This window comes from Acidovorax sp. 100 (genome assembly GCF_003688355.1).
Classification (GTDB): Bacteria; Pseudomonadota; Gammaproteobacteria; order Burkholderiales; family Burkholderiaceae_C; genus Acidovorax; species Acidovorax delafieldii.
The window spans coordinates 234400-254877 of the sequence record NZ_REFD01000001.1 but is presented as its reverse complement, the minus strand read 5'-3'; the positions used below and the strand labels follow the sequence as shown (position 1 = coordinate 254877).

At 67.2% G+C, this 20478-nt stretch carries 22 protein-coding genes; 19 read left to right on the top strand and 3 right to left on the bottom strand.

The window, feature by feature from the left end; all coding sequences use genetic code 11:
• Window positions 1–2: 2 nt before the first annotated feature.
• Window positions 3–917: an EamA family transporter gene (locus C8C96_RS01200; RefSeq protein WP_056065464.1), complete on the bottom strand. Its 915-nt coding sequence runs from the start codon at window positions 915–917 to the stop codon at window positions 3–5.
• A 145-nt stretch (window positions 918–1062) separates the two neighbouring features.
• A complete protein-coding gene (locus tag C8C96_RS01195) occupies window positions 1063–1974 on the bottom strand; it encodes a LysR family transcriptional regulator (protein ID WP_056065468.1) in 912 nt (303 codons plus the stop codon).
• Between the two features lie 266 nt (window positions 1975–2240).
• Here C8C96_RS01195 and C8C96_RS01190 point away from each other — a divergent pair, with 266 nt between their 5' ends.
• Genes C8C96_RS01190 through C8C96_RS01120 form a run of 15 tightly spaced genes read left to right on the top strand, consistent with a single transcriptional unit; the run spans window position 2241 to window position 15620 of the window.
• Window positions 2241–3152, top strand: a complete 912-nt coding sequence (locus C8C96_RS01190) for a transporter (protein WP_233584127.1) — start codon at window positions 2241–2243, stop codon at window positions 3150–3152.
• 24 nt (window positions 3153–3176) lie between these two features.
• A complete protein-coding gene (locus tag C8C96_RS01185; protein ID WP_121941163.1) occupies window positions 3177–3665 on the top strand; it encodes a hypothetical protein in 489 nt (162 codons plus the stop codon).
• Window positions 3666–3676: 11 nt separating this feature from the next.
• Window positions 3677–4849 (top strand): S9 family peptidase, encoded by a 1173-nt coding sequence (locus C8C96_RS01180; protein WP_121941162.1) that lies wholly within the window; start codon window positions 3677–3679, stop codon window positions 4847–4849.
• 38 nt (window positions 4850–4887) lie between these two features.
• On the top strand, window positions 4888–5829 hold the full coding sequence (locus C8C96_RS01175; protein ID WP_121943818.1) for a VOC family protein: 942 nt from the start codon (window positions 4888–4890) through the stop codon (window positions 5827–5829).
• A gap of 9 nt (window positions 5830–5838) precedes the next feature.
• Window positions 5839–6174 (top strand): Rieske (2Fe-2S) protein, encoded by a 336-nt coding sequence (locus tag C8C96_RS01170; RefSeq protein ID WP_056065480.1) that lies wholly within the window; start codon window positions 5839–5841, stop codon window positions 6172–6174.
• Window positions 6175–6190: 16 nt separating this feature from the next.
• The gene (locus tag C8C96_RS01165; protein ID WP_121941161.1) at window positions 6191–7324 is read left to right on the top strand and encodes an FAD-dependent oxidoreductase; all 1134 of its coding nucleotides are present in this window, start codon (window positions 6191–6193) and stop codon (window positions 7322–7324) included.
• Window positions 7325–7336: 12 nt separating this feature from the next.
• Window positions 7337–8494: an MFS transporter gene (locus tag C8C96_RS01160; RefSeq protein WP_121941160.1), complete on the top strand. Its 1158-nt coding sequence runs from the start codon at window positions 7337–7339 to the stop codon at window positions 8492–8494.
• Window positions 8491–9510 carry a tripartite tricarboxylate transporter substrate binding protein gene (locus C8C96_RS01155; protein ID WP_121941159.1) on the top strand — a complete coding sequence of 340 codons (1020 nt, stop codon included), beginning with the start codon at window positions 8491–8493 and terminating at the stop codon, window positions 9508–9510. The genes C8C96_RS01160 and C8C96_RS01155 overlap by 4 nt, the downstream gene beginning before the upstream one ends.
• A 17-nt stretch (window positions 9511–9527) precedes the next feature.
• Window positions 9528–10325 (top strand): cyclase family protein, encoded by a 798-nt coding sequence (locus C8C96_RS01150; RefSeq protein WP_121941158.1) that lies wholly within the window; start codon window positions 9528–9530, stop codon window positions 10323–10325.
• An 11-nt stretch (window positions 10326–10336) separates the two neighbouring features.
• Window positions 10337–10918 carry a cupin domain-containing protein gene (locus tag C8C96_RS01145; protein WP_121941157.1) on the top strand — a complete coding sequence of 194 codons (582 nt, stop codon included), beginning with the start codon at window positions 10337–10339 and terminating at the stop codon, window positions 10916–10918.
• The gene (locus C8C96_RS01140) at window positions 10915–11886 is read left to right on the top strand and encodes a tripartite tricarboxylate transporter substrate binding protein (RefSeq protein WP_121941156.1); all 972 of its coding nucleotides are present in this window, start codon (window positions 10915–10917) and stop codon (window positions 11884–11886) included. The genes C8C96_RS01145 and C8C96_RS01140 overlap by 4 nt, the downstream gene beginning before the upstream one ends.
• Entirely contained in the window at window positions 11883–12629 is a 747-nt protein-coding gene (locus tag C8C96_RS01135) for an SDR family NAD(P)-dependent oxidoreductase (protein WP_099729127.1), read from the top strand. The genes C8C96_RS01140 and C8C96_RS01135 overlap by 4 nt, the downstream gene beginning before the upstream one ends.
• 13 nt (window positions 12630–12642) lie before the next feature.
• Window positions 12643–13623, top strand: a complete 981-nt coding sequence (locus C8C96_RS01130) for a tripartite tricarboxylate transporter substrate binding protein (RefSeq protein WP_158605738.1) — start codon at window positions 12643–12645, stop codon at window positions 13621–13623.
• A 21-nt stretch (window positions 13624–13644) separates the two neighbouring features.
• Window positions 13645–14640 carry a fumarylacetoacetate hydrolase family protein gene (locus C8C96_RS01125; RefSeq protein ID WP_121943817.1) on the top strand — a complete coding sequence of 332 codons (996 nt, stop codon included), beginning with the start codon at window positions 13645–13647 and terminating at the stop codon, window positions 14638–14640.
• Window positions 14640–15620 carry an NAD-dependent epimerase/dehydratase family protein gene (locus C8C96_RS01120; protein ID WP_121941154.1) on the top strand — a complete coding sequence of 327 codons (981 nt, stop codon included), beginning with the start codon at window positions 14640–14642 and terminating at the stop codon, window positions 15618–15620. The genes C8C96_RS01125 and C8C96_RS01120 overlap by 1 nt, the downstream gene beginning before the upstream one ends.
• Window positions 15621–15752: 132 nt before the next feature.
• Here C8C96_RS01120 and C8C96_RS01115 read toward each other — a convergent pair whose 3' ends face one another.
• On the bottom strand, window positions 15753–16934 hold the full coding sequence (locus C8C96_RS01115) for a trans-acting enoyl reductase family protein (protein WP_121941153.1): 1182 nt from the start codon (window positions 16932–16934) through the stop codon (window positions 15753–15755).
• A 293-nt stretch (window positions 16935–17227) separates the two neighbouring features.
• Here C8C96_RS01115 and C8C96_RS01110 point away from each other — a divergent pair, with 293 nt between their 5' ends.
• The 4 genes from C8C96_RS01110 to C8C96_RS01095 all read left to right on the top strand — a co-directional run bounded on the left by C8C96_RS01110 (window position 17228) and on the right by C8C96_RS01095 (window position 20452).
• Window positions 17228–17716 (top strand): YiaA/YiaB family inner membrane protein, encoded by a 489-nt coding sequence (locus C8C96_RS01110; protein WP_043565745.1) that lies wholly within the window; start codon window positions 17228–17230, stop codon window positions 17714–17716.
• Window positions 17717–17848: 132 nt separating this feature from the next.
• A complete protein-coding gene (locus C8C96_RS01105) occupies window positions 17849–18334 on the top strand; it encodes a hypothetical protein (RefSeq protein WP_015015976.1) in 486 nt (161 codons plus the stop codon).
• A 137-nt stretch (window positions 18335–18471) separates the two neighbouring features.
• Window positions 18472–19281, top strand: coding sequence for a DUF2145 domain-containing protein (locus C8C96_RS01100; protein WP_121941152.1), 810 nt, complete (start codon window positions 18472–18474; stop codon window positions 19279–19281).
• Window positions 19282–19399: 118 nt separating this feature from the next.
• Complete coding sequence (locus C8C96_RS01095) at window positions 19400–20452, top strand: zinc ribbon domain-containing protein (RefSeq protein ID WP_056065517.1); 1053 nt, start codon at window positions 19400–19402, stop codon at window positions 20450–20452.
• Window positions 20453–20478: the final 26 nt, after the last annotated feature.

Genomic DNA, 20478 nt, shown 5'->3' with positions numbered 1-20478 from the left:
GTTTACTGGGCGCCGCGCAGCCGTCCCATCATGGCCGCCCAGGCCGGGCCGCCAAACACGTTGACCACCAAGCCCGCCATCAAGAGCCCGGCGCCTGCAAAGTGCACAGGCAGCAACTGCTCGCCAAACGCCACCCAGCCCGTGGTCAGGCCCACCACGGGCACCAGCAGCGTGAAGGGCGCCACGCGGTTCACGGGGTAGCGCGACATGAGGTAGGTCCACAGCCCGAAGCCCAGCAGCGTCGAAATCCACGCGATATAGGCCACGGCGGCCATCGATTGGAAGGACAGGTGCTGCACGGCCGCCCACACCGTGGCGGGCCCGTCCAGCCACAGCGACAGCGCCACAAAAGGCAGCGGCGCCACTACGCTGGACCAGACGATGAAGGCAAACTGGTTCATTGGCCCATACCGCCCCACGGCACGCGTGACGATATTGCCGCAGCCCCACATCGCCGCCGCCGCCACGGTCAGCGCAAAACCTGCCAGGGGCATGGAGGCCCCATGCGCACTCCCGATCAGCACCAGCCCGCAGCCTGCCAGCGCCAGGCCCGCCACCTGGTTGCCATGCCATTTTTCGCGCAGCCACCACGCCGCCAGCAGCAGGGTGAAGAACGACTGTGACTGCAACACCAGCGACGCCAGGCCCGAGGGCATGCCGATGTGGATGGCGGTGAACAGCAGCGCAAACTGCCCCACCGCCATGGTCATGCCGTACAGCAGGTACAGCCGCAGGGGCACCTTGGGAGGCTTGACGAATAGCAGTGCGGGGAAGGCTGCGAGCAGGTAGCGCAGCGCGCCCAGCAGCAGGGGCGGCACACCGGCCACGCCCACCTTGATGACGGCGAAATTGAGGCCCCAGACCACGATGACGAGCAGGGCCAGGGCGAGGTCGCGGGGGCGCAGGGAAGAGGGCATGGTGTTGCGGAAGTGGCCGTGAAAGGGTCCCGATTGTGGCTTGCGCACCTCGGCTATGGCGGCGGTGTTCGGCCAGGTTTCCGATCAAAACGGGACATTTTGCGCACCCCACAGCACCGTACTGCAGCGCAGCGGCATGGGTGGGCTAGATGCGGGCGGCCACGGCCATGGCCCGCTCGCGCAGCCACTCCAGCCCAGGGTCCTTGTCGCGGTGCCGGTGCCACTGCAGCTTCTGGCGCATGGGCGGAATCTCCAGGGGCGGCTCCCAGATGCGCACGGGCAGGCCGAGCTGAACGGCACGCAGGGCGATGCGTTTGTGCACCGTGGCCACACGGTGGGTGCCAATCACCAGGCTGGGCAGGGCGGCCATGGTGGGCGCCGAGATCTCGATGCGGCGCTTCACGCCAAAGCGTTCGAGAAACCAGCCGTCGAACGCCGGGATGTGCCGCGCGCCCGAATAGTCGGCCACCACATGGCCGGCGGCCAGGTAGTCGTCAAAGCTCAGCGCTTCGGAGATGTGGGGGTTCCCCTCCCAGGTGATGCACAGGTAGGTTTCCTCGAACAGCGTGACGCTCGGGTGCCTGGGCGAGGCGTATTGCTCGGGAATGATGAGGACGTCGGCCCCGTATTCCTCCAACTGCTCGACAGGCCGGTTGTTCTGCGCACGCAGGTGCAGTTGCACCCCGGGCGCTTCCTGAAACAGCTGCTCGATCAGCGGTTGCATGAGCACCGTGGTCGTGAAATCGGACACCAGCAGGGTGAAGCTGCGGGTGGAGGTGGCGGGGTCGAACCGGGGCTTTTCTGCGATGGTGCTGTCGATGCGCATCAGGACCTCGCGCACGGGGTCCAGCAGCCCCTCGGCACGCGGCGTCAGCACCATGGTGCGGCCTTGCTGCACCAGCAGCTCATCGTCGAAATAGGTGCGCAGGCGCGCCAGCGCGTTGCTGGTGGCGGGCTGGCTCAGGTGCAGGCGCTCCCCGGCGCGGCTGATGCTGCGTTCGGTGAGCAGGGCGTCCAGTGCCACGAGCAGGTTCAGGTCCAGTTTGTTAAAGCGCATGGTCGGCAGGCATCGATGAAGGCGTCTGGTTTCTTGTTCGGACCCTGCCAGGCGCAACAGGGGACCGCAGAGTCCCTGAGCTATTCATGAAATCAATACTGTGAATGGAATCAATCCATTTGATCTAAGTTAAGGCCGATCTTAATCTCGCTCCCGTCCTGCCACCTGGCAGACCCGATGAGGGGCCCACCCGTGCTACCGAGGCCCTGTCGAGCAAAGCGAAAACACGCCCAGCCTGGCTGGATGCGTAGAAAAAGGAGACAACGATGAAGACGGTACTTTCCCGCGCCGGGCAGGCGGCGGGCTGCATGTTGCTGAGCCTGCTGGGCGCACCCCAGGCCCAGGCTTTCGAAGGGGGCGTGTCGCCCTTCCCGGTCGGATCGACCGGCGAATACGTGGCCGGCCTGCCGCCCATTCCCGGGTTGTTTGTGCTGGAGCAGGTGCACCACACCACCTCCAGCGGTCTGTATGACAACCACGGCGACAAGCGACCCATCCCGTTCAAGCTGAGCGCAACCTCGGCCACCACGCGGCTGCTGGCGTCCTACGACATGACGGTGCTGGGCGCACGGCTGTATTCGCAGCTGGTGATTCCTGCCGTCTCCTTGCGCACTGACGTCGCCGGCCACAGTGAGCGGCACAGCGGGGTGGCCAACATCACCGTCTCGCCCGCCGTGCTGCGCTGGAGCCTGACAGACAAGACCTATGCCGTGGCGGGCCTGGACATCGCGCTGCCCAATGGCTCCTACGACCCGCACCGGCCCAGCGTGTCCACCGGCTACACCTCGGTCCAGCCGGTGCTCGGGATTCGCCACACCGATCCGAGTGGCCTGGATATTGGCCTCATCAACCGCCTGATGGTGAACCGTGAAAACAGCACCACCCATTACCGCTCGGGCAGCGGCTATGTGGGCGAATTCACCGCTGGCTGGAACGTCGGCCCCTGGAAGATGGGCATGGTGGGTTCGTACCTTCACCAGTTCACGGACGACAAGCAAGGCGGCGCCACCATCCAGGACAACCGCGCACGCAGCTTTGCGCTGGGGCCCTCGCTCAACTACAACGCCGGCCCCTTCAGCGTGAGCCTGAGCTACCAGCGGGGCATCTACGCCGCCAATACCACCAAGAACAACGTGCTGGGCATCGGGATCGCCATTCCGCTGCGGATCAAGCACTGACCTCGCACATTCGCATTGCACACCATGACCCACAAATCTCTGATGGCGTTACCCCTGCTTGCTGCCTGCGCGCTGGCCCGTGCCGCCGCGCCCGCTGAGCCGCAGGCGGTTTTCGACCGCTATGTGCAGGCCGTGCACGCGGCAGACATGGGTACGGTGCGTGCGCTGATCGCCCCGGATGTCGAGCGATCGGACTACCCGGCTTGCACTGCGCCGATGGACAACCCGACCTGCCTGGCGCTCTACATCGACCAGACCGTGGTGCAGCCGCGCGCACGGCTCACCGTGCTTTCGGTGGAAGTGCGCGCCAGTGAGTTGACCGCCCGGCTGGAGGTGCGCAGCCCGCTGTACGAGAAGGCGGGCGTGGAGCGCATCGTTGGCAGCGATGTGCTGCGCATCGAGGGCGGCCAGATCCGGGCCTTCCGCTTTGTGCCGGACTTCGCAGACCCCGCCACGGCCCGCTTCTTCGCCAGCATTGGCATCACGCCGCGCCCCCGCAGTTCCCAACCCTGAGTCTGAAATAGATGTTCAAGTATTTCCCCACCAACTACGTCTGGAACCTGTCCGTCGATCTCGCCATTGAAATGGGCGCGCGCATCGGCGAGATCGAGGAGATGTGCGCCCCCCTGCAAGAGGCCGCCAAGGCCCCGGATGCTGCTGGCACGCAGGCCTTTCGCGAGACCTGGGTGCGCATGGCCGACAAGCTCTGCGGACTGGCCGAAGAAGACGAAGCCCGGGGTCGCATGCTTTCGGCCGGTGAGAAGTACCGGCGCGCTGCGAGCTATCTGATCACCGCTGAGCGGCTGCAGGCTCACAACGCACCAGGCCGCCTGGCCATCTACCGCCGCGAACTGGAGCTGTTCCTCAAAGGCTCGGCCCTGATGGGCGATCCGGTGGAGCGCGTCGAAATTCCGTACGAGGGAACCCACCTCTCTGCCCTCTATTACCCCGCCAAGGGGCTCCGGCCGGGCCAGCGGGCGCCGATTCTGGTGCAGCTCAACGGCCTGGACTCGACCAAGGAAATGAAGCACCTGGTCGGACTGCCTGCTTGGCTGGCCCACCGTGGCGTGTCCTCCCTGGTGGTGGATCATCCAGGGACCGGCGAAGCCCTGCGTCTGCACGGACTGACCGCGCGGTACGACACCGAGCACTGGGCCAGCCGCGTGGTGGACTGGCTGGAGCAACACCCCGCCGTGGACCCGAAGCGCATCGGCTGCGAAGGCGTGTCCCTGGGGGGCTACTACTGCCCGCGCAGCGTGGCGATGGAGCCGCGCTTTGCCTGCGGCGTGGCCTGGGGCGCGAACCACGACTGGCGGGACGTGCAAGCACGCCGCTTGCAGAAAGAAGGCGACTTCCCGGTGCCGCACTACTGGGCCCACGTGTGCTGGGTATGGGGTGCCAAGGACATCGACGACTTCATGCGGATCGCGCAGAACGTGCACCTGGACGGCGTGGTCGAGAAGATCCGCGTGCCTTTCCTGGTCACGCACGGCGAGCGTGATTCGCAAATCCCGCTGAAGTGGGCGCACCGCACCTACGAGCAGCTGGTCAACAGCCCCCGGCGAGAACTCAAGGTGTTTACCGACCGTGAAGGCGGCTCGCAGCACGCGAGCTTTGACAACAGTATCAATGCGGGCCATTACATCGCGGATTGGGTGGCAGAAGTCCTGGGTGGACACACCGCCTGCAGGGCTTGAAGCCCCACCGCACCACCGACACCACAAAGGATCAAGAGATGAACATCATTGGACCCGACGCGCTGGTTTTTGGCGTGGACGATATCGCCGCCTGCGCGCAGTACCTGATGGACTACGGGCTGACCCCGGTCGGGGTGACGGCACAGGGCGGGCGCTTCGAGGCACTGGACGGGACAGCGGTGGAGATACGCGCTCAGGACGACCCGGCGTTGCCGCCTTCGCTGGGCACAGCCAGCCTGCTGCGCGAAACCATCTACGGCGTAGCCGACGCGGCCACGCTCGATGCCATCGAGGCCGAACTGACCCGCGACCGCGTGGTGGTGCGCCAGGGCGGCGTGCTGCGCACCACGGACGACCTGGGCTTTGCCCTCGCGTTCCAGGTCACCGTGCGCAAGCCGCTGTCGTTGCCTGCCGAATCCGTCAACGCCCCCGGGGCCGCGCCGCAGCGGGCTCCCAACGCGCTGGGTCTGCCGCCAGACCTGGTGGCGCGACCCCGCTCGCTGTCGCATGTCGTGTACTTCGTTCCGGACGCGGCCAAGGCCGAGGCGTTTTATGCCCGCCTGGGTTTTGTCTGCACAGACCGGTTCACAGGGGTCGGCCCCTTCCTGCGCCCTGCGGGCACGCAAGACCACCACACGCTGTTCATGATCCAGACGCCCCCGTTCATGAAAGGTTGCGAGCACTTCACCTTCCACATGGGCGGCCCCACCGAGTTGCTGCTGGCCGGCACCCGCTTTGTGGAGAAGGGCTACCAGAGCTTCTGGGGCCCCGGGCGCCACCGGTTCGGCAGCAACTGGTTCTGGTACTTCAACTCGCCCCTGGGCTGCCATGTCGAATACGACGCAGACATGGACCAGCACGACAACACCTGGGCGCCGCGGGAGGTGCCGATGAGCGCCGATGCCTCGCAGCTGTTCCTGTTTCAGCACCGCGAGAAGTGGGCGCCCTCGGGCCCGCCGCCAGCGCAGGCGCACCATTGAGCTGGCACCATGAAGCTGTGCCACTGGAGCGACCTGCCCGACGGCGCATCGCGGGGCTTTGACCCCGCAGGCCACGGCCAGGACACGGTCATCGTCGTGCGGCAGGGCCTGCGTTTGCATGCCTATGCCAACGTCTGCCCCCACGATGGCGTCCCGATGGCATGGCGCAAGGACCGGTATCTGAACGCGGCCGGTGACCGCATCGTCTGTGCGGCCCATGGCGCACTGTTTGACATCGCCACCGGGGTGTGCACTCTGGGGCCGTGCCTGGGCGATGCGCTCACCCCCGTACCCCTGGTCCTGCAAGCTAATGGCGACGTCCATCTGGCGAACCCAAAAAAATGAACAAGGAGACAAACCCATGAGCCTATCTTCCCAACGCATCCTGGTTATTGGCGGCGGATTTTCCGGCATGGCAGCGGCCATTGAGCTGCGCAAGCAGGGCGCCCAGGTGGATCTGGTCGAGATCGACCCCGGCTGGCGCAGCTATGGCGCCGGCATCAGCCTGGGTGGCGCCACGCTGCGCGCGCTGCGGCGCCTGGGTGTTCTGGAGGCCTTTCTGGCCCAGGGCAACGCCTCGGACGGCGTGAACCTGCACCTCCCCCATGGCCCCCTGGTGGCCACGCTGCCCACGCCCCGCATTGCGGGCGACGATGTGCCGGGTGGCGGCGCCATCCTGCGCCCGGTGCTGGCCCGCATCCTGGCCGAGGCCACCCGCGCAGCGGGCGCCAATGTCCGTCTGGGCTGCACCTTCGCTGCCATCGACCAAGAGGCCGATGGCGTGCTGGTGACTTTCACCGACGGCCAGCGCCAGCGTTATGACCTGGTGATCGGCGCGGACGGGCTCTACTCCAAGGTGCGCGAAGCCGTGTTTGAGAACGCCCCCCGGCCGCGCTACAGCGGCCAGGCGGTGTGGCGCGCCGTGCTGCCCCGGCCGCCAGAGATCGAGACGGCCACAATGTGGATGGGGCCCCAGATCAAGCCCGGCGTGAACCCTGTCTCCAAGACCGAGATGTACCTCTTCGTCACCGAGCCGCGACCCACCAATGAGCATGTCGATCCAGCGACGTTTGTGGACACCCTGCGCGCGCTGCTGGAGGGCTTTACTGCCCCCACGCTGCAGGCTATCTGCAGCCAGATCGGCCCGGACTCGCAGATCGTGTACCGCCCGCTGGAAGGACTGCTCATGCCCCGACCCTGGTCCCGTGGGCGCGTGGTGCTGATCGGCGACACGGTGCACGCCACCACGCCGCACCTGGCATCGGGCGCCTGCATTGGCATCGAGGACGCGCTGGTGCTGGCCGATGAGCTGGCGCAGGCGGCGGGCGACGTGTCGGCCGCGTTGGCGGCCTTTGAAAGCCGCCGCTGGGAGCGCTGCCGCATGGTGGTGGAGAACTCGGCACGCCTGGGCGAGATCGAGATCGACGGCGGCGACAAGGAAGAGCACTTGCGCATCATGCGGGAGTCCCTCATGGCGTTGGCTGAGCCCATCTGAAGCGAGGTCGCCATGATCACAACCAATTCGCTGCGGGGCCGCGTGGCCCTGATGGTGGGCCATTGCGCGGGCATGGTCGATCTGGTCGCGTTGCCGGTGTGGGTGGGCACGCTGATCTCGGTGTACCGCTTTGACCCGCAGCAGGCGGGCCTGCTGGCTACCTTGTTTCTGGCCGGGGCGGTCGCGGCCAGCCTGCTGCTGGCGCCGTTCTTCCAGCTGCTGCGTGGGCGCAGCGTGGCTACCGCAGGGTTTGCTGGCGCCGCCGTGGCATTTGCCGCAGCCTCCACCACGCAACAGTTTGCCTTGCTGGCCCTGTTGCACGGCGTTGCCGGGGTGGCTGCGGGCGCGGCCCTGAGCGTGACGCATGGCACCATCGCCCGCAGCCAGAACCCCCACCGCCTGTTCGCTCTGGTGGGCATGGCGCTGGGGGTGTTTGCCATCGTGTTCCTTGGCGGCACGCCGGTGCTGGTGGCGCAGCAGGGCGGGCCGGCGCTGTTCCAGGTGTTTGCCGGTGTCATGGCGGTGGGGGCGGTGACTGCGGCAGTGGCGTTTCCCGCACCTGACACCGCTGGTGCAGAGCTTTCCCGGGCCCGTGCAGCGCCGCTGCCCGCAGCCGTCTGGTGGGGCGTGGCAGGCATCGCGGCCCTGGGATTGGTGCAGTCCATGACCTTCAGCTTTCTGGAGCGCGTGGGCAGCGACCGTGGCTATGGCCTGCAGGCGGTCACCGGGGTGCTCATTGCCCTGGGGGTGGTCAACCTCTTCCCTGCGGCCCTGGCTGCGGTGCTGGAAAAGCACTGGGCAGCTCGCAACGTGCTGCTGGCGGGACCTGCGCTGCAGGCTTTTCTGGTGGTGGTGATCATGAACTCGCCCGTGTTTGCACCCTATGCGGCGGCGGCCGCCGTGTTTGCGGCCGTAATGATCTTCACGCACACCTTTGCCTTTGGGGTGCTGGCGCGGCTGGACCCCAGTGGCCGTGCGCTGGCCGCGACTCCTGCCATGCTGATGTTTGGTGCGGCCATTGGGCCCATCCTCGGTGGCACGCTGGTCAAGGCCTGGGGCTATGGCAGCTTGGGGGTGGCTGCCTTGGTGATCGATGCAGTGGCGGTCTATGCGTTTGCACGCATTCATCGTGCTCCGGGTACTGCAGTCGCAGTGAAAGGCATGGCATGAGCACGCCTTTTTCCTCAGTGCAGACCCAGCAGACTCGGCTCAGCCGCCGCGCCTGTCTGGTGGCGGCGGCAGCAGGCATGGCTGCGCCGTGGGTCCGCGCGCAGTCGGGGCGGCACATCACCTTCATCGTTCCCCAGCCTGCGGGCAACCCCAGCGACGTGTTCGCCCGAAAGCTCCAGACAGTGATGCAGCGCGAACTGGGCCAGACCATCGTCATCGAGAACCTGCCGGGCGCTGGGGGCTCCATCGGTGTGCAGCGCATGCTGAACGCGCCAGCCGATGGTGCAACGCTGGTCGTTGCGTCGCAGACCGAGCCCATCCTCACCCCCTTGTCACTGGCCAGCGCGCGCTACAAGCCCGAGCAGATGCGCACCATTGGCACACTGGGGCGGACCAGCTACGTGCTGGCAGGCCGGGCCGACATGCCCGCCACCACCCATGCGCAGTTGCTGGATATGGCGCGGCAAGCGGCGGCCGCAGGCAAGCCGCTGACCTTTGGGCACATCGGTCAAGGTTCGATGATCCACCTGATGGGGACGCAGTGGGCGCGCCTGTGTGGCGTGCCGCTGGTGCATGTGCCGTACCGGGGTGTGCCACCGGTCGTGCAAGACCTCATGGGCAATCAGATCGATCTGTCCTTTGTGCCGCTGGGCGGCGCAGCGCTGAACATGCTGGAGACGGGCAAGCTGCGCGCCTTCGGCAGCACCGCCGCCAAAGCGCCTGCGCTGCTGCCGCACGTCGCGCCCTTGAGCCAGCAGTCTGCAGCACTCAAAGGCTTTGAATACACCGCCTGGGGCGCGCTGCTGGTGGCGCGTCATACCCCCGATGCGGCGGTGCATCGCCTGCACCAGGCCTTTGGTGTGGCCCTGCGCGACACCGAGGTCCAGAGCTTTCTGCGCGCCAATGGGACCGAGCCCCAGGAACCGCTGTCGCTGGCCGCCCTGGACCACTTTTACCAATCCGAAATCCAGATCCACCAGGCCCTCGCCCGCACCGTGGGCGTGGTGCCTGAGTGAGCTTTGTACCCCCTGCCATGACCAAACCCCAACGCCGCTTTGTGGACCTTTCCATCTATCTGGAAAACGATGTCCTCTCCGACCCGCCTCCCCTGGCGCCCAAGATCACGTACCAGAAGCACGCCGACACGCTGCCCGAGTTCATGGCCATGATCCCGGGCACCCAGCCTGAGGACTACCCCGATGGCGAAGCAGCAGCGGCCGAGTGGGTGACGCTCACCACGCACAATGGAACGCACCTGGATGCGCCGTGGCACTTCCACTCCACGCAGGACGCGAAGAACGGCGGAGCCCGTCCCTCCATCACCATTGACGAGGTGCCGCTGGAATGGTGCTTTCAGCCGGGTGTGAAGCTGGACTTTCGCCACCTGCCCGATGGCTACGTCGCCACCGCCGCCGATGTGCAGGCCGAGCTGGCCCGCATCGGCCACACGCTGCAGCCGCTCGACATCGTGGTGGTCAACACCCGCGCTGGGTCGCGCTACGGGCACAAGGACTACCTGGGCGCGGGGTGTGGCATGGGCTACGAAGCGACGATGTACCTGCTGGAGCGCGGTGTGCGCCTCACGGGCACCGACGCCTGGAGCTGGGATGCGCCGTTTTTGTACACCGCCCAGCGCGTGGCCGAAACCGGCAACAAGGCCCTGATCTGGGAGGGCCACAAGGCGGGCCGCGACATCGGCTACTGCCACCTGGAAAAGCTGCACAACCTGGAGGCGCTGCCGCCGACGGGTTTCACCATCAGCTGCTTCCCCCACAAGATCCGCGGTGCCTCGGCAGGCTGGACGCGCGCGGTCGCCATTTTTGAAGACTGAGGAGTCCGTTCATGGGTTTTCCATCCATCCACCGCGTGGTCACGGGCCACAACATTCAAGGCCGGGCCGTGGTCGCCAGCCAGGGGCCGCTGCCCACCGTGGTCGAGATTGCGGCCATTCCCGGTACGGTGTTCCATGAGGTCTGGAGCACATTGCAATCGCCCGCCGTCGTGGACAACGGCCCGGACCCTACGCTCGGTCCGCTGGTGCTGCCGCCCCCGCAGGGTGGCACGCGCATCCGGTTCGTGGACATTCCGCCCGATACGCCCGAGTTCCTCGCACGGGGTGCCGAGCGCATGCATGACGCCTTCAGCCAGATTGGCGATGCGGCCGCCTCCACGGTGAAAACCGACTCTCCCCACCCGCTGATGCACCGTACCGAATCGGTGGACTACGGCGTGGTGATTGAAGGCGAACTGACGCTGGTGCTGGACGAAGGCGAAGTGCCATTGCGCCCCGGCAGCGTGGTGGTGCAGCGGGGTACCAACCACGCATGGGCCAACCGTTCGGGCGCGCCGTGCCGCATGCTGTTTGTGCTGGTGGACGGGCGCTTTGATGCGTCAGTGGCCGCACCTGCCAAGGAGCAGCCATGAGCACGCGCCGTCAATGGCTGGGCGCTGCAGCGTCCGCAGCGGTGGTCCCCCGGGCGTGGGCGCAGGCCCCGTATCCCGCGCGCCCTTTGAGCTGGGTGGTACCTTACCCGGCCGGGGGCTTTGGCGACGCGATGTCGCGCCTGCTGGTGCAGAAGCTGGGAGAGCGCATGCAGCAAGCCGTGGTGGTGGAAAACAAGCCCGGAGGTGCCGCGCAACTGGCGGCTCAGTACGTCAAGCAGCAGCCCGCCGATGGCCACACCTTGCTGTACGCAGACATCGGCCCGCTGGCCATGTACCCAGCGCTGTACGCCAAGCTGAGCTTCAGCCCTCTCAAGGACTTTGCCCCCCTGACGCGCTTGTTCAAGTCGCCGCTGGTCGTGGTCGTGCCTGCGGGCAGTCCGTTCCAGACTCTGGCCGACCTGCTGCGCGCGGCGGCTGCGGGTGATGGGCTCAACTATGGCTCGTACGGGCAGGGCAGCCAGCCCCATGTGTGGACCGAGCAGCTGCGCATCAAGACGCGTTCGCGCATGACCCATGTGCCCTATCAGGGCGCAGCGCCCGCGCTGCAGGATCTGATGGCCGGGCGCCTGGATTTCATGTGCGATGTGGTGGCATCCAGCTTGCCGCTGGTGCGCGAAGGCAAGCTGCGCGCGCTGGTCAGCGTGGGCAGCGAGCTGCGCCTGCAGGTGCTGCCCCAGGTGCCCACGCTGACCGAAGCCGGGCATGCGGACCTCGACACTCCGGGCTGGAACGGTGTGATGGTGCGCGCGGGCACGCCTGCGCCGGTGGTCGAAGTGCTGCACAAGGCGGTGGTGGCGGCGCTGGAGTCGCCTGAGGTGCTGGGCCGCTACCGGCCGCTGGGCCTGGAGCCTGCACCGCTGGCGCCCGCTGCATTTGGCGAGTTCATCCAGAGCGAATCGCAGCGATGGGGCTTGGCCATTCGCCAAGCCGGGATCAAGGTCGAATGAGTCTCTTTGATCTGCAGGGTCGCACCGCCCTGGTTACGGGGGCCACCCAGGGCCTGGGTCTGGCGATTGCGCGCACCCTGGCCGAGCAGGGCGCCCGGGTGGTGGTCTCTGACCGCGATGCGCTGGCCTGTGAGCAGGTCGCTGCGTCGTTGCCCAACGCCATCGGTATCGCTGCCGACATGGCGGTGCCTGCGGCCATCGCTGCGCTGGTGGAGCGCGCCGGGCCGCTGGACATCCTTGTCTGCAATGCCGGTATCCAGGGGCCTGCGGGGCCTTTGGCCAATGCCAGCGATGCAGACTGGCAGCAGGTGTTTGACATCAACCTGTGCGCCGCAGCGCGGCTGTGTGCCTTGGTGCTGCCTGGCATGGCAGCGCGGGGCGGCGGCAGCGCGGTGCTCATCTCCAGCATCGCGGGCCTGCGCGGCAACCGGTCGATGGGCCTGTACGGGCTGACCAAGGCGGCGCTGGCCCAGTTGGCGCGCAACCTGGCTGTGGAATGGGGGCCCATGGGCGTACGGGTCAACGCCGTATCGCCCGGCCTCATCCGCACGCCGCTGGCTGAGCGGCTCATGGCCGACGACGCCTTCATGGCGCGGCGCATCCAGGCCACGCCGCTGCGGCGCGCCGGAGAACCCGAGGAAGTGGCTGGCGTGGTCGCCATGCTGGCCAGCCCCGCCGGGGCCTTTGTGACCGGACACAACCTGGTGGTCGACGGCGGCACCACCATCAGCGATGGGAGTTGAAACCATGCACGGCATGCTGAACCGAAGAACCCTGCTGGCCAGTGCCTTGGCGCTGCCCATGAGCACCTGGGCAGCCACCTGGCCCTCACGGCCGTTGCGCATCGTCCTGCCGTTCGCGGCCGGAGGCAGTTCGGACCTGGTGGCCCGCCTGCTGGCCGACAAGCTGGGCCTGGCCCTGGGCAGCCCGGTGGTGGTGGAGTCGCGCGCGGGTGCCAACGGCATCATTGCCTCGGAGTCCGTAGCCCGCAGCTCCGACGGGCATTCGCTGCTGTGGGTCAGCGCCGCTCACGCCATCAACGGCAGCCTTTACCCCCGGCTGCCGTATGACACGCAGCGCGACTTTGCCCCCGTAGCCCTGGTGGCCAGCCCCGGGCCCATGGTAATTGCCGTGCCTGCAGCCCTGCCGGTGCGCAGTCTTTCCGACCTGATGGACCTTGCCCGGCGAAAGCCTGGGCAGGTCAGCTACGCATCGGCCGGGGTCGGCAATGTGCTGCACCTGGCGGGCGAGATGCTGGCGCAGCAGGCCGGAGTGCAGTTGCTGCACGTGCCCTACAAAGGCGCTGCGCCCGCCCTCAATGATCTGGCGGCCGGGCAGGTGAACCTCATGTTCAACAGCGCCCTGGCCGTGGCCCCCATGGTCAAGGACGGGCGCATTCGCCTGCTGGCGCAGACCGGCGCGCAGCGCTCGCCTGCCTTGCCCTCCGATCTGCCCACCGTGGCCGAAACGCCGGGCCTGGCGGGCTTTCAGGTCACGGGCTGGTTTGGCTTGTTGGCGCCTGCAGCCCTTCCCACCGAGGCCATCGCGCGGCTCAATGCCGAATGCGTTCGCATCCTGGCCCAGCCCGAGCTGCGCGAAAAGCTGGCCCTGCTGGGCAGTGCCGATGCCCCCACCCAGAGTGCACGCGAGTTCGGCGCATTTCTGACGGCAGAGACCGACCGCTATGCCCGCGTGATCCGGGCGGCAGGGCTGCGATTGGAAACCCCTTCTTCTTGATTCTTCCTGATGGGACTGGCGATGCGATTTGCAACTCTGAAAGACGGCAGCCTGGACGGCCGCCTGGTACTGGTTTCTTCCACTGGCTTGCAGGCCGTCGAAACCGCCCCGATAGCGACCAGCTTGCTGGCAGCCTTGCAGAACTGGGATGCTGTAGAGCCCGCCCTGCGCGAGCGCGCTTCTGCGCTGGAGGCGGGCACGGCAACCGGCAGCTTTGCGTTCGATCCCGCCGCATGCAGCGCCCCTTTGCCGCGCAGCCCGCAGTGGCTGGATGCGTCGGCGTTCCTCAACCATGGACGCTTGATGGAGCGCGCCTTCAACACGCCGCCCATCCCGCATTTCGACACGATCCCGGTCATGTACCAGGGCGCGAGTGACGACTTTCTGGGCCCGCACGATGACGTACCGATGCCCAGCGAGGCCGACGGCATCGATTTCGAAGGCGAGTTCGGCGTCGTCTGTGGCCCGGTACCCATGGGCGTGACGCCTGAAGCGGCATTGAGCTGCGTGCGTCTGGTCGTGCAGATCAACGACTGGAGCCTGCGCGCGCTGGGCCCGCACGAAATGAAGACGGGCTTTGGTTTCTTGCAAGCCAAGCCTTCCACCAGCTTTGCACCTCTGGCAGTCACCCCCGACGAGCTGGGCGATGCCTGGCAGGACGGGCGGGTGCATCTGCGGCTGCATGTAGATTCCAACGGCCAATGGTTTGGTCACCCCCATGGCGGCGAAATGAATTTCAGCTTTGGCCAGCTCATTGCCCACTCCGTCCGCACACGGCGGCTCACGGCAGGCACCATCATCGGTTCGGGCACGGTGTCCAACCAGTCGCGCGATGCGGGCTCTGCCTGCTTGGCCGAGCGGCGTGTGATCGAAATCCTGGACGAGGGCGCCGCCAAGACGCCTTTCATGCGCTACGGCGACACCGTGCGCATGCAGGCGCGCTGGCCCGATGGCCGTGAGGGGCCTTTTGGGGTGGTGCACCAGCGCGTGGTGGCTGCAGGTACGGGGGCACGCTGATGCATGTGGTCGTCACCGGTGCCGGCGGGTTCATTGGTTCCGCCCTGGCCGAGCGGTTGCAGTCCGCCCCGCTCGTGCCCGGCACGCCCTTGCGCCTGACGCTGGTGGACCGCGTTGGGCCTGTTGCATCTCGCGCACCGGGCGTGCACTGGTATATCGGTGGTTTTGCCGACCGCGCACTGTTCGAAGCCTTGGAGGACCATCCGCCCGACTGCGTGTTCCACCTTGCCAGTGTCCCGGGATCCCTGGCCGAGCGTGAACCTGGGCTGGGTGTGCAGGCCAATTTGCTGGACACCGTGGCCTTGTGCGAAGGGCTTGCGCGCCCAGTGCGCGCAGGGCGGGCACCCGTCCCGCGGCTGGTGTTTGCCAGCTCGGTGGCGGTGTATGGCGCGCTGGGCGCCCAGGCGGTCGATGAACGCCAGTGGCCGCAGCCCACGCTCAGCTACGGGGTGCACAAGTGGATGGCGGAATTGCTGGTGGCGGACTACAGCCGGCGTGGCGAAATCGACGGCCGCAGCCTGCGGCTGCCCGGCATCGTGGCGCGGCCCCCGGCGGAGACGGGCCACGGCTCCGCATTCATGAGCCAGATCTTCCATGCCCTGCGGGCGCGGCAGGCATACACCTGCCCCGTGTCGGAGCGGGCCACCGCCTGGTGGATGTCGCTGGCGTGCTGTCTGGACAACCTGGTGCATGCCGCGCGCCTGCCCCCGCAGGGCATGCCGGCCGAACGGTGCTGGCAACCCCCGGTGCTGCGCGCGTCGGTGGAGGAGGTCGTGCAGGCCATTGGCCATGCGGTGGGTGCCGATCCCGCCGAGTGGATTCGCTACGCGCCCGACACCCCCATCGAAACGCTGTTCGGCCGCCTGCCCGCCTTGCACACGCCCCGCGCGGAGGCTGCGGGTTTTCAGAACGACGGCTCACTGCAGTCCCTGGTCACACGCGTGCTGGGCGAGCTGCAGGGCGGTGGGGGCGTGAAGTAGGGGGCGACAAAAAGGGCGTGCCACGGGACGCGCTGCGGGGCAGGCGCCGGACTGGTGGGCGGCGCCGCGTGCTGCAGCGCTCCCGTGACGCGCCGAGCCCTCAGCCGATGCGGGCTTCGGCCTGGGGTGCGTTCAAGGCGTCTCCACCGCGAAGTCCAGCCCTGCATTCGCTTGCAGCCGCGCGATGAGCCGGTCGCCCATCGCCGGAGCGGTGGTCCAGATGCCGCCAGGCGTTTCCGTGGCTTCCTGCAGCAGGCACACCGCCGCTTCGGTGATCATCTTGGAGGTGGAGCCGTAGCCCGGGTCGCGGTCGCCCTTCACGCCCACGCGCAGGGTGTGGCCTGCGTCGTCGGTGCCCAAAAACAGCACGTCGTAGAAGCCGTTCTCGCGCTCCTCGCGCGAAGGGCCTTCGCCGGGCTTGGGGCCTTTGTCGGAGCCCAGCGACTTGTCGCCCGCCACCGCATTGGCGATGGCCTCGCCTTTTTCGCCGGGGCCGGTGATGAGCATTTCGTCGTAGACAAAGTCGGTGCCGTAGGCGTGCTGCAGCAGGAAGTTGGAGCGGTGTACGTTGCGCGTGTTGATGGCGGCCATCACGAAAGGTGCCACCCACACGCCTTCGCCCAATGCTTCGTCCACCATGGGCTTGTTGCCCGAGGGCTGGCGTGGGCCTTCAAAACCGGGGGTCAGCGAGAAGGGGTTTTTCAGCAGGTCCAGCACGCCGGGCTGGCTGGCGGCTGCGGCCATGGTGGCCTTGAGGCTCGCGGCCGTGCCGCCCGAGAAGGTGCCCTTCATCTTGCGCACCCGGCCGCGCACGCGCGGGGCGGGGTGGCCGAAGCGGTGGCGGAACTCCTTTTGCAGCAGGAACACGCCCAGGTCGAACGGAATGGAGTCAAACCCGCACGAGAACACGATGCGCGCGCCGCTGGCTTTGGCGGCGGCTTCGTGCGCGTCGATCATCTGGCGCATCCAGGCAGGCTCGCCGCACAGGTCCACATAGTCCACGCCGGCCTTGGCGCAGGCGGCCACCAGTTCGTTGCCATACAACTGGTAGGGGCCCACGGTGGTCAGCACCAGGCGCGTGGTGTCCATCAGCGCCTGCAGGCTGGTGGGGTCGCTGGTGTCGGTCACGACCAGCGGGGTGTCGGCCGGGGCGCCCACTTCGTCGCGCACGGCGGCGAGTTTGTCGGCATTGCGGCCTCCCATGGCCCAGCGCAGGCCGCTGCCTGCGGGGTAGCGTTGCAGCAGGTACTCGACCACCAGGCGGCCAGTGAAGCCGGTGGCGCCGTGGACGACGAGGTCAAAAGGTTTGGTCATGGTGGGGGTTCCGTCCGTCAAAAGTGCAAGGTCCGGGGGCAGGCGGAAGCTGCCTTGCCCGAAGAGGCCGCCATTCTCTGTGGCCCTGCCTGCTGCCTCTGTCGCGCAGGTGCATGGCGAGGGCCGCGTAGGGCCTGAACAACGGCTTACACCCCGTTTACTGAGAAAAAGTATCGCAAAACGATACCAGATGGCCTGCGGGTGGCCACTGTTACGGTTCAATGCAGACACGCAAGTTACGTCTGGGCACCATTCGTTCCGTGTTCAACCAACGCCCTCCGGGCACCACAGCAATGTCTTCTTCTCCCATCGTTGTTCAGCGTGACACCAAGGCCTGGCAGCTGCAGGTGTGGGTCTCGTTCGGCATCGCGGTTTTTCTGTGCGCCGTGGGCCTGGCATGGCTGCCGGGCGAGCAACTGGAGCAGGCGTTCATGGTGATGGGCTATGTGTTCTGCCTCTCGGCCGCGTTTGTGCTGGCCAAGTTTGTGCGGGACAACGAAAGCGCCTCGCGCCGTGGCGGTGGTGACACCCCCATGTGGAAACTGGTGGTGTGGGGTGGCTTTGCGGTGGCCATGGGCCTGACGGGCTGGGGCCTGCTGAGCATGGACATCAACGTGACCTACAAGGCGTTTCTGGGCGTGAGCTGGCTGTACCTGATCACCACCGCCTTCACGCTGGCCAAGATGCTGCGCGACCGCCACGAGGCCGACCTGCTCGAAGCCCGCCTGCAAGGACGCCGCGAAGCGGCCCAGGCCGCTGCCCAGAACAGCAGCGTGAACTGATCGCACCCGGTGTGCGCAGGCGGTAACCCGCTGCCCTTCTGGACGAGTTTCTTTCTGGTTCTTTCTGGTCTTTCGACCCGGTCTGTCCCGCACCTGAGGTGTGTGGGCGGGCCGTACCCTGAGGAGTGAATGATGATGAATGCCGTGTTTTCTTCGTGGGGCTCTGCGGCGCGCCTGCCCCGCGCCCTGCTGGCGGCCGGTGTGGTGTGTGTGGCCCTGGTGGCCGCTGCACCGGCCCGTGCGCAGAGCGAGGCTTCTGCCGCGCTGTCGATGTTGCCGGTGGCCTCGGTGGTGGGCACGGCGTCGGTGGCCTCGGCGGCCGCCGGTGCGGTGGTGACAGTGCCGGCGGCGCTGTCGGTGGGCGGCGCGGTGCTGACGGTGCGGGCGGTGGAGGCCTCGGCCGTGGGTACGGTGTATTTGCTGGAGCGCGCCTCGGACGGCGCCCAGGTCAGTGTGGAGGTGGTCGGCCGTGGTGTGGCGGGCTCGGCCTATGCCGTGGGCACGGTGGTCACCTGCAGCGTGATCGGCACGGGCGTGATCTTGTCGGCGGCGGGCGAGGCCATTGCCTTCGTGCCCAATGCCATCGGCCGTGCGCTGCTGCACAACGAGCGCCTGTGAATATGAAGTACAACCCCCTGAGCCGCTACGCGGCTTCCCCCTTCTCTCTTCGCGCTGCGCGCTACGGGAAGGGGGACGATGCCCTCGCTGCGGGGCGGCCCTTGCTTGGCATCCCTCGCTTAGGTCGCGCCAGTTTCATGGGCCATGGGCTCGCGGTACTGACAGCTGTTGTCGCGATTACGGCAACCTTTCCTGCCCACGCTGGCCGCTCCTGCGAATCGCGCAAGCCCGTTCCGCCGCAGGTGATCGAGCGCGGCATGAAGCTGGCCGAGCAGACGTTGGCCGCGCTCGATGCCGAGCACGCCAAGTCGGGCGTGCAGGTGGTGGCCCTGGCCCGTGCGGGGCAGGACCTCTCCAAATACGGCCTGCGCTATTCGCACTTTGGCTGGGCCTACAAGACGGCCGAAGGCCCCTGGCGCGTGGCGCACAAGCTCAACGAATGTGGCACAGCCGTGGGCCACCTGTATCGCCAGGGCCTGGGCGAGTTCTTTCTGGACGACCTGTGGCGCTACGAGGCCGTGTACGCAGTGCCCACGCCCGAGGTGCAGCAGCGCCTGCTGGCGGTGCTGCAGGACAAGGGCCGCACCAAGACGCTGCAGCACCTGCCCTACAGCATGGTCAGCTACGCGTGGGGGCGCAAATACCAGCAGTCCAACCAGTGGGCGCTGGAGACCCTGGCGATGGCCATGGAGCCCGCCACCGTGCGCTCGCGCGACCAGGCGCAGGCTTGGCTGCAGTTCAAGGGCTACGAGCCCACGACTCTCAGGCTGGGGCCGCTCACGCGCATGGGCGGGCGGGTCGGGTCGGCCAACATTGCGTTTGACGACCATCCGAACGAAAAGCGGTTCTCGGACCGCATCGAGACCGTGACCGTTGACTCGGTGCTGGCCTGGATGCAGCGCACCCAGCTGGCAGCCGCACCGGTGGTGCTGGCGATCAAAAATTGAATCAAAATGCCAGCAGGCGCAATCAATATATGCGCTAGCAGCTATAAAAAGAAGAGCATTTGCCGGTGCGCTACCGCGCGCACCCAACCCGGCGCACAGCGCCACCGAGGAGAAGAACATGAGCAAGTCCCTGAGACTGTCCGAAAAATGGTTCCGTCGTGGCCTGTGGCTGGTAGCGCTGGTGTTTGCCAGCTTCCTCATCGGGCTGGGCGGCACCATCGTGGGCGATCTGCCCAAGGTCGAGACCCCGCTGCGGGTGGACGACTTTCTGGACAAGGCCGCTGCCGACAAGCTGCGCGCCGAGGTCAAAACGGCGCGCCAGGCCGAGCAGGACGCGCAGACCGCGCTGGAGCAGGCCCAGCTGCAGCGCAGCAAGGTGCGCAGCGAGGTGCAGGCTGAGCGGGAGAGCTTCAACAACTGGCTGTCCACGCGCAGCGCCACGCAGCGCGCCGACCAGGACCCCGAGGTGATCGCGCGCACCCAGGCGCTCGATGCCCTCAAGCTGGTGGAGCGCAAGGCCCAGCAGGCGGTGGAGACGCAGCAGCAGGCCGCACTCGATGCCCGGCAGGCGGCAGCCGCCCGGCAGGAGCAGCTCAACCAGATGGAGTCTGACGGCTATGTGAAGCTCGCGGCCGAGCGCCGCAAGGTCGAGCTGCGCGTGTTCCTGTACCGCCTGGCCCTCACGCTGCCGCTGCTGGCCGCCGCCGGCTGGCTGTTCGTCAAGAAGCGCAAGAGCACCTACTGGCCGTTTGTGTGGGGCTTCATCTTCTTTGCGCTGTTTGCCTTCTTTGTGGAGCTGGTGCCCTACCTGCCCAGCTACGGCGGCTACGTGCGCTACGTGGTGGGCATTGCCGTGACGGCCGTGGTGGGGCGCTACGCCATCCAGGCGCTCAACCGCTACCTGGAGCGCCAGAAGCTGGCCGAGGCCCTGCCCGACCAGGAGCGCCGCAAGGAGCTGAGCTATGACGTGGCCCTGGCCCGCCTGGCCAAGAGCGTGTGCCCCGGCTGCGAGCGGCCCGTGGACCTGAAGAACGAGAAGATCGACTTTTGCCCGCACTGCGGCATCGGCCTGTTCGACCACTGCGGCCACTGCAACACCCGCAAGAGCGCGTTTGCACGGTTTTGCCACGCCTGCGGCACCGGGGCGGGTGTGAAGCTGGCGCAGGAGTGAGGCAGGCCGCGGTGCGGCCAATGCGG

Coding starts and splice junctions, on each gene's coding strand:
- C8C96_RS01200 (WP_056065464.1), bottom strand. CDS start 917: ATGCCCTCTTCCCTGCGCCCCCGCGACCTCGCCCTGGCCCTGCTCGTC.
- C8C96_RS01195 (WP_056065468.1), bottom strand. CDS start 1,974: ATGCGCTTTAACAAACTGGACCTGAACCTGCTCGTGGCACTGGACGCC.
- C8C96_RS01190 (WP_233584127.1), top strand. CDS start 2,241: ATGAAGACGGTACTTTCCCGCGCCGGGCAGGCGGCGGGCTGCATGTTG.
- C8C96_RS01185 (WP_121941163.1), top strand. CDS start 3,177: ATGACCCACAAATCTCTGATGGCGTTACCCCTGCTTGCTGCCTGCGCG.
- C8C96_RS01180 (WP_121941162.1), top strand. CDS start 3,677: ATGTTCAAGTATTTCCCCACCAACTACGTCTGGAACCTGTCCGTCGAT.
- C8C96_RS01175 (WP_121943818.1), top strand. CDS start 4,888: ATGAACATCATTGGACCCGACGCGCTGGTTTTTGGCGTGGACGATATC.
- C8C96_RS01170 (WP_056065480.1), top strand. CDS start 5,839: ATGAAGCTGTGCCACTGGAGCGACCTGCCCGACGGCGCATCGCGGGGC.
- C8C96_RS01165 (WP_121941161.1), top strand. CDS start 6,191: ATGAGCCTATCTTCCCAACGCATCCTGGTTATTGGCGGCGGATTTTCC.
- C8C96_RS01160 (WP_121941160.1), top strand. CDS start 7,337: ATGATCACAACCAATTCGCTGCGGGGCCGCGTGGCCCTGATGGTGGGC.
- C8C96_RS01155 (WP_121941159.1), top strand. CDS start 8,491: ATGAGCACGCCTTTTTCCTCAGTGCAGACCCAGCAGACTCGGCTCAGC.
- C8C96_RS01150 (WP_121941158.1), top strand. CDS start 9,528: ATGACCAAACCCCAACGCCGCTTTGTGGACCTTTCCATCTATCTGGAA.
- C8C96_RS01145 (WP_121941157.1), top strand. CDS start 10,337: ATGGGTTTTCCATCCATCCACCGCGTGGTCACGGGCCACAACATTCAA.
- C8C96_RS01140 (WP_121941156.1), top strand. CDS start 10,915: ATGAGCACGCGCCGTCAATGGCTGGGCGCTGCAGCGTCCGCAGCGGTG.
- C8C96_RS01135 (WP_099729127.1), top strand. CDS start 11,883: ATGAGTCTCTTTGATCTGCAGGGTCGCACCGCCCTGGTTACGGGGGCC.
- C8C96_RS01130 (WP_158605738.1), top strand. CDS start 12,643: ATGCTGAACCGAAGAACCCTGCTGGCCAGTGCCTTGGCGCTGCCCATG.
- C8C96_RS01125 (WP_121943817.1), top strand. CDS start 13,645: ATGCGATTTGCAACTCTGAAAGACGGCAGCCTGGACGGCCGCCTGGTA.
- C8C96_RS01120 (WP_121941154.1), top strand. CDS start 14,640: ATGCATGTGGTCGTCACCGGTGCCGGCGGGTTCATTGGTTCCGCCCTG.
- C8C96_RS01115 (WP_121941153.1), bottom strand. CDS start 16,934: ATGACCAAACCTTTTGACCTCGTCGTCCACGGCGCCACCGGCTTCACT.
- C8C96_RS01110 (WP_043565745.1), top strand. CDS start 17,228: ATGTCTTCTTCTCCCATCGTTGTTCAGCGTGACACCAAGGCCTGGCAG.
- C8C96_RS01105 (WP_015015976.1), top strand. CDS start 17,849: ATGATGAATGCCGTGTTTTCTTCGTGGGGCTCTGCGGCGCGCCTGCCC.
- C8C96_RS01100 (WP_121941152.1), top strand. CDS start 18,472: ATGGGCCATGGGCTCGCGGTACTGACAGCTGTTGTCGCGATTACGGCA.
- C8C96_RS01095 (WP_056065517.1), top strand. CDS start 19,400: ATGAGCAAGTCCCTGAGACTGTCCGAAAAATGGTTCCGTCGTGGCCTG.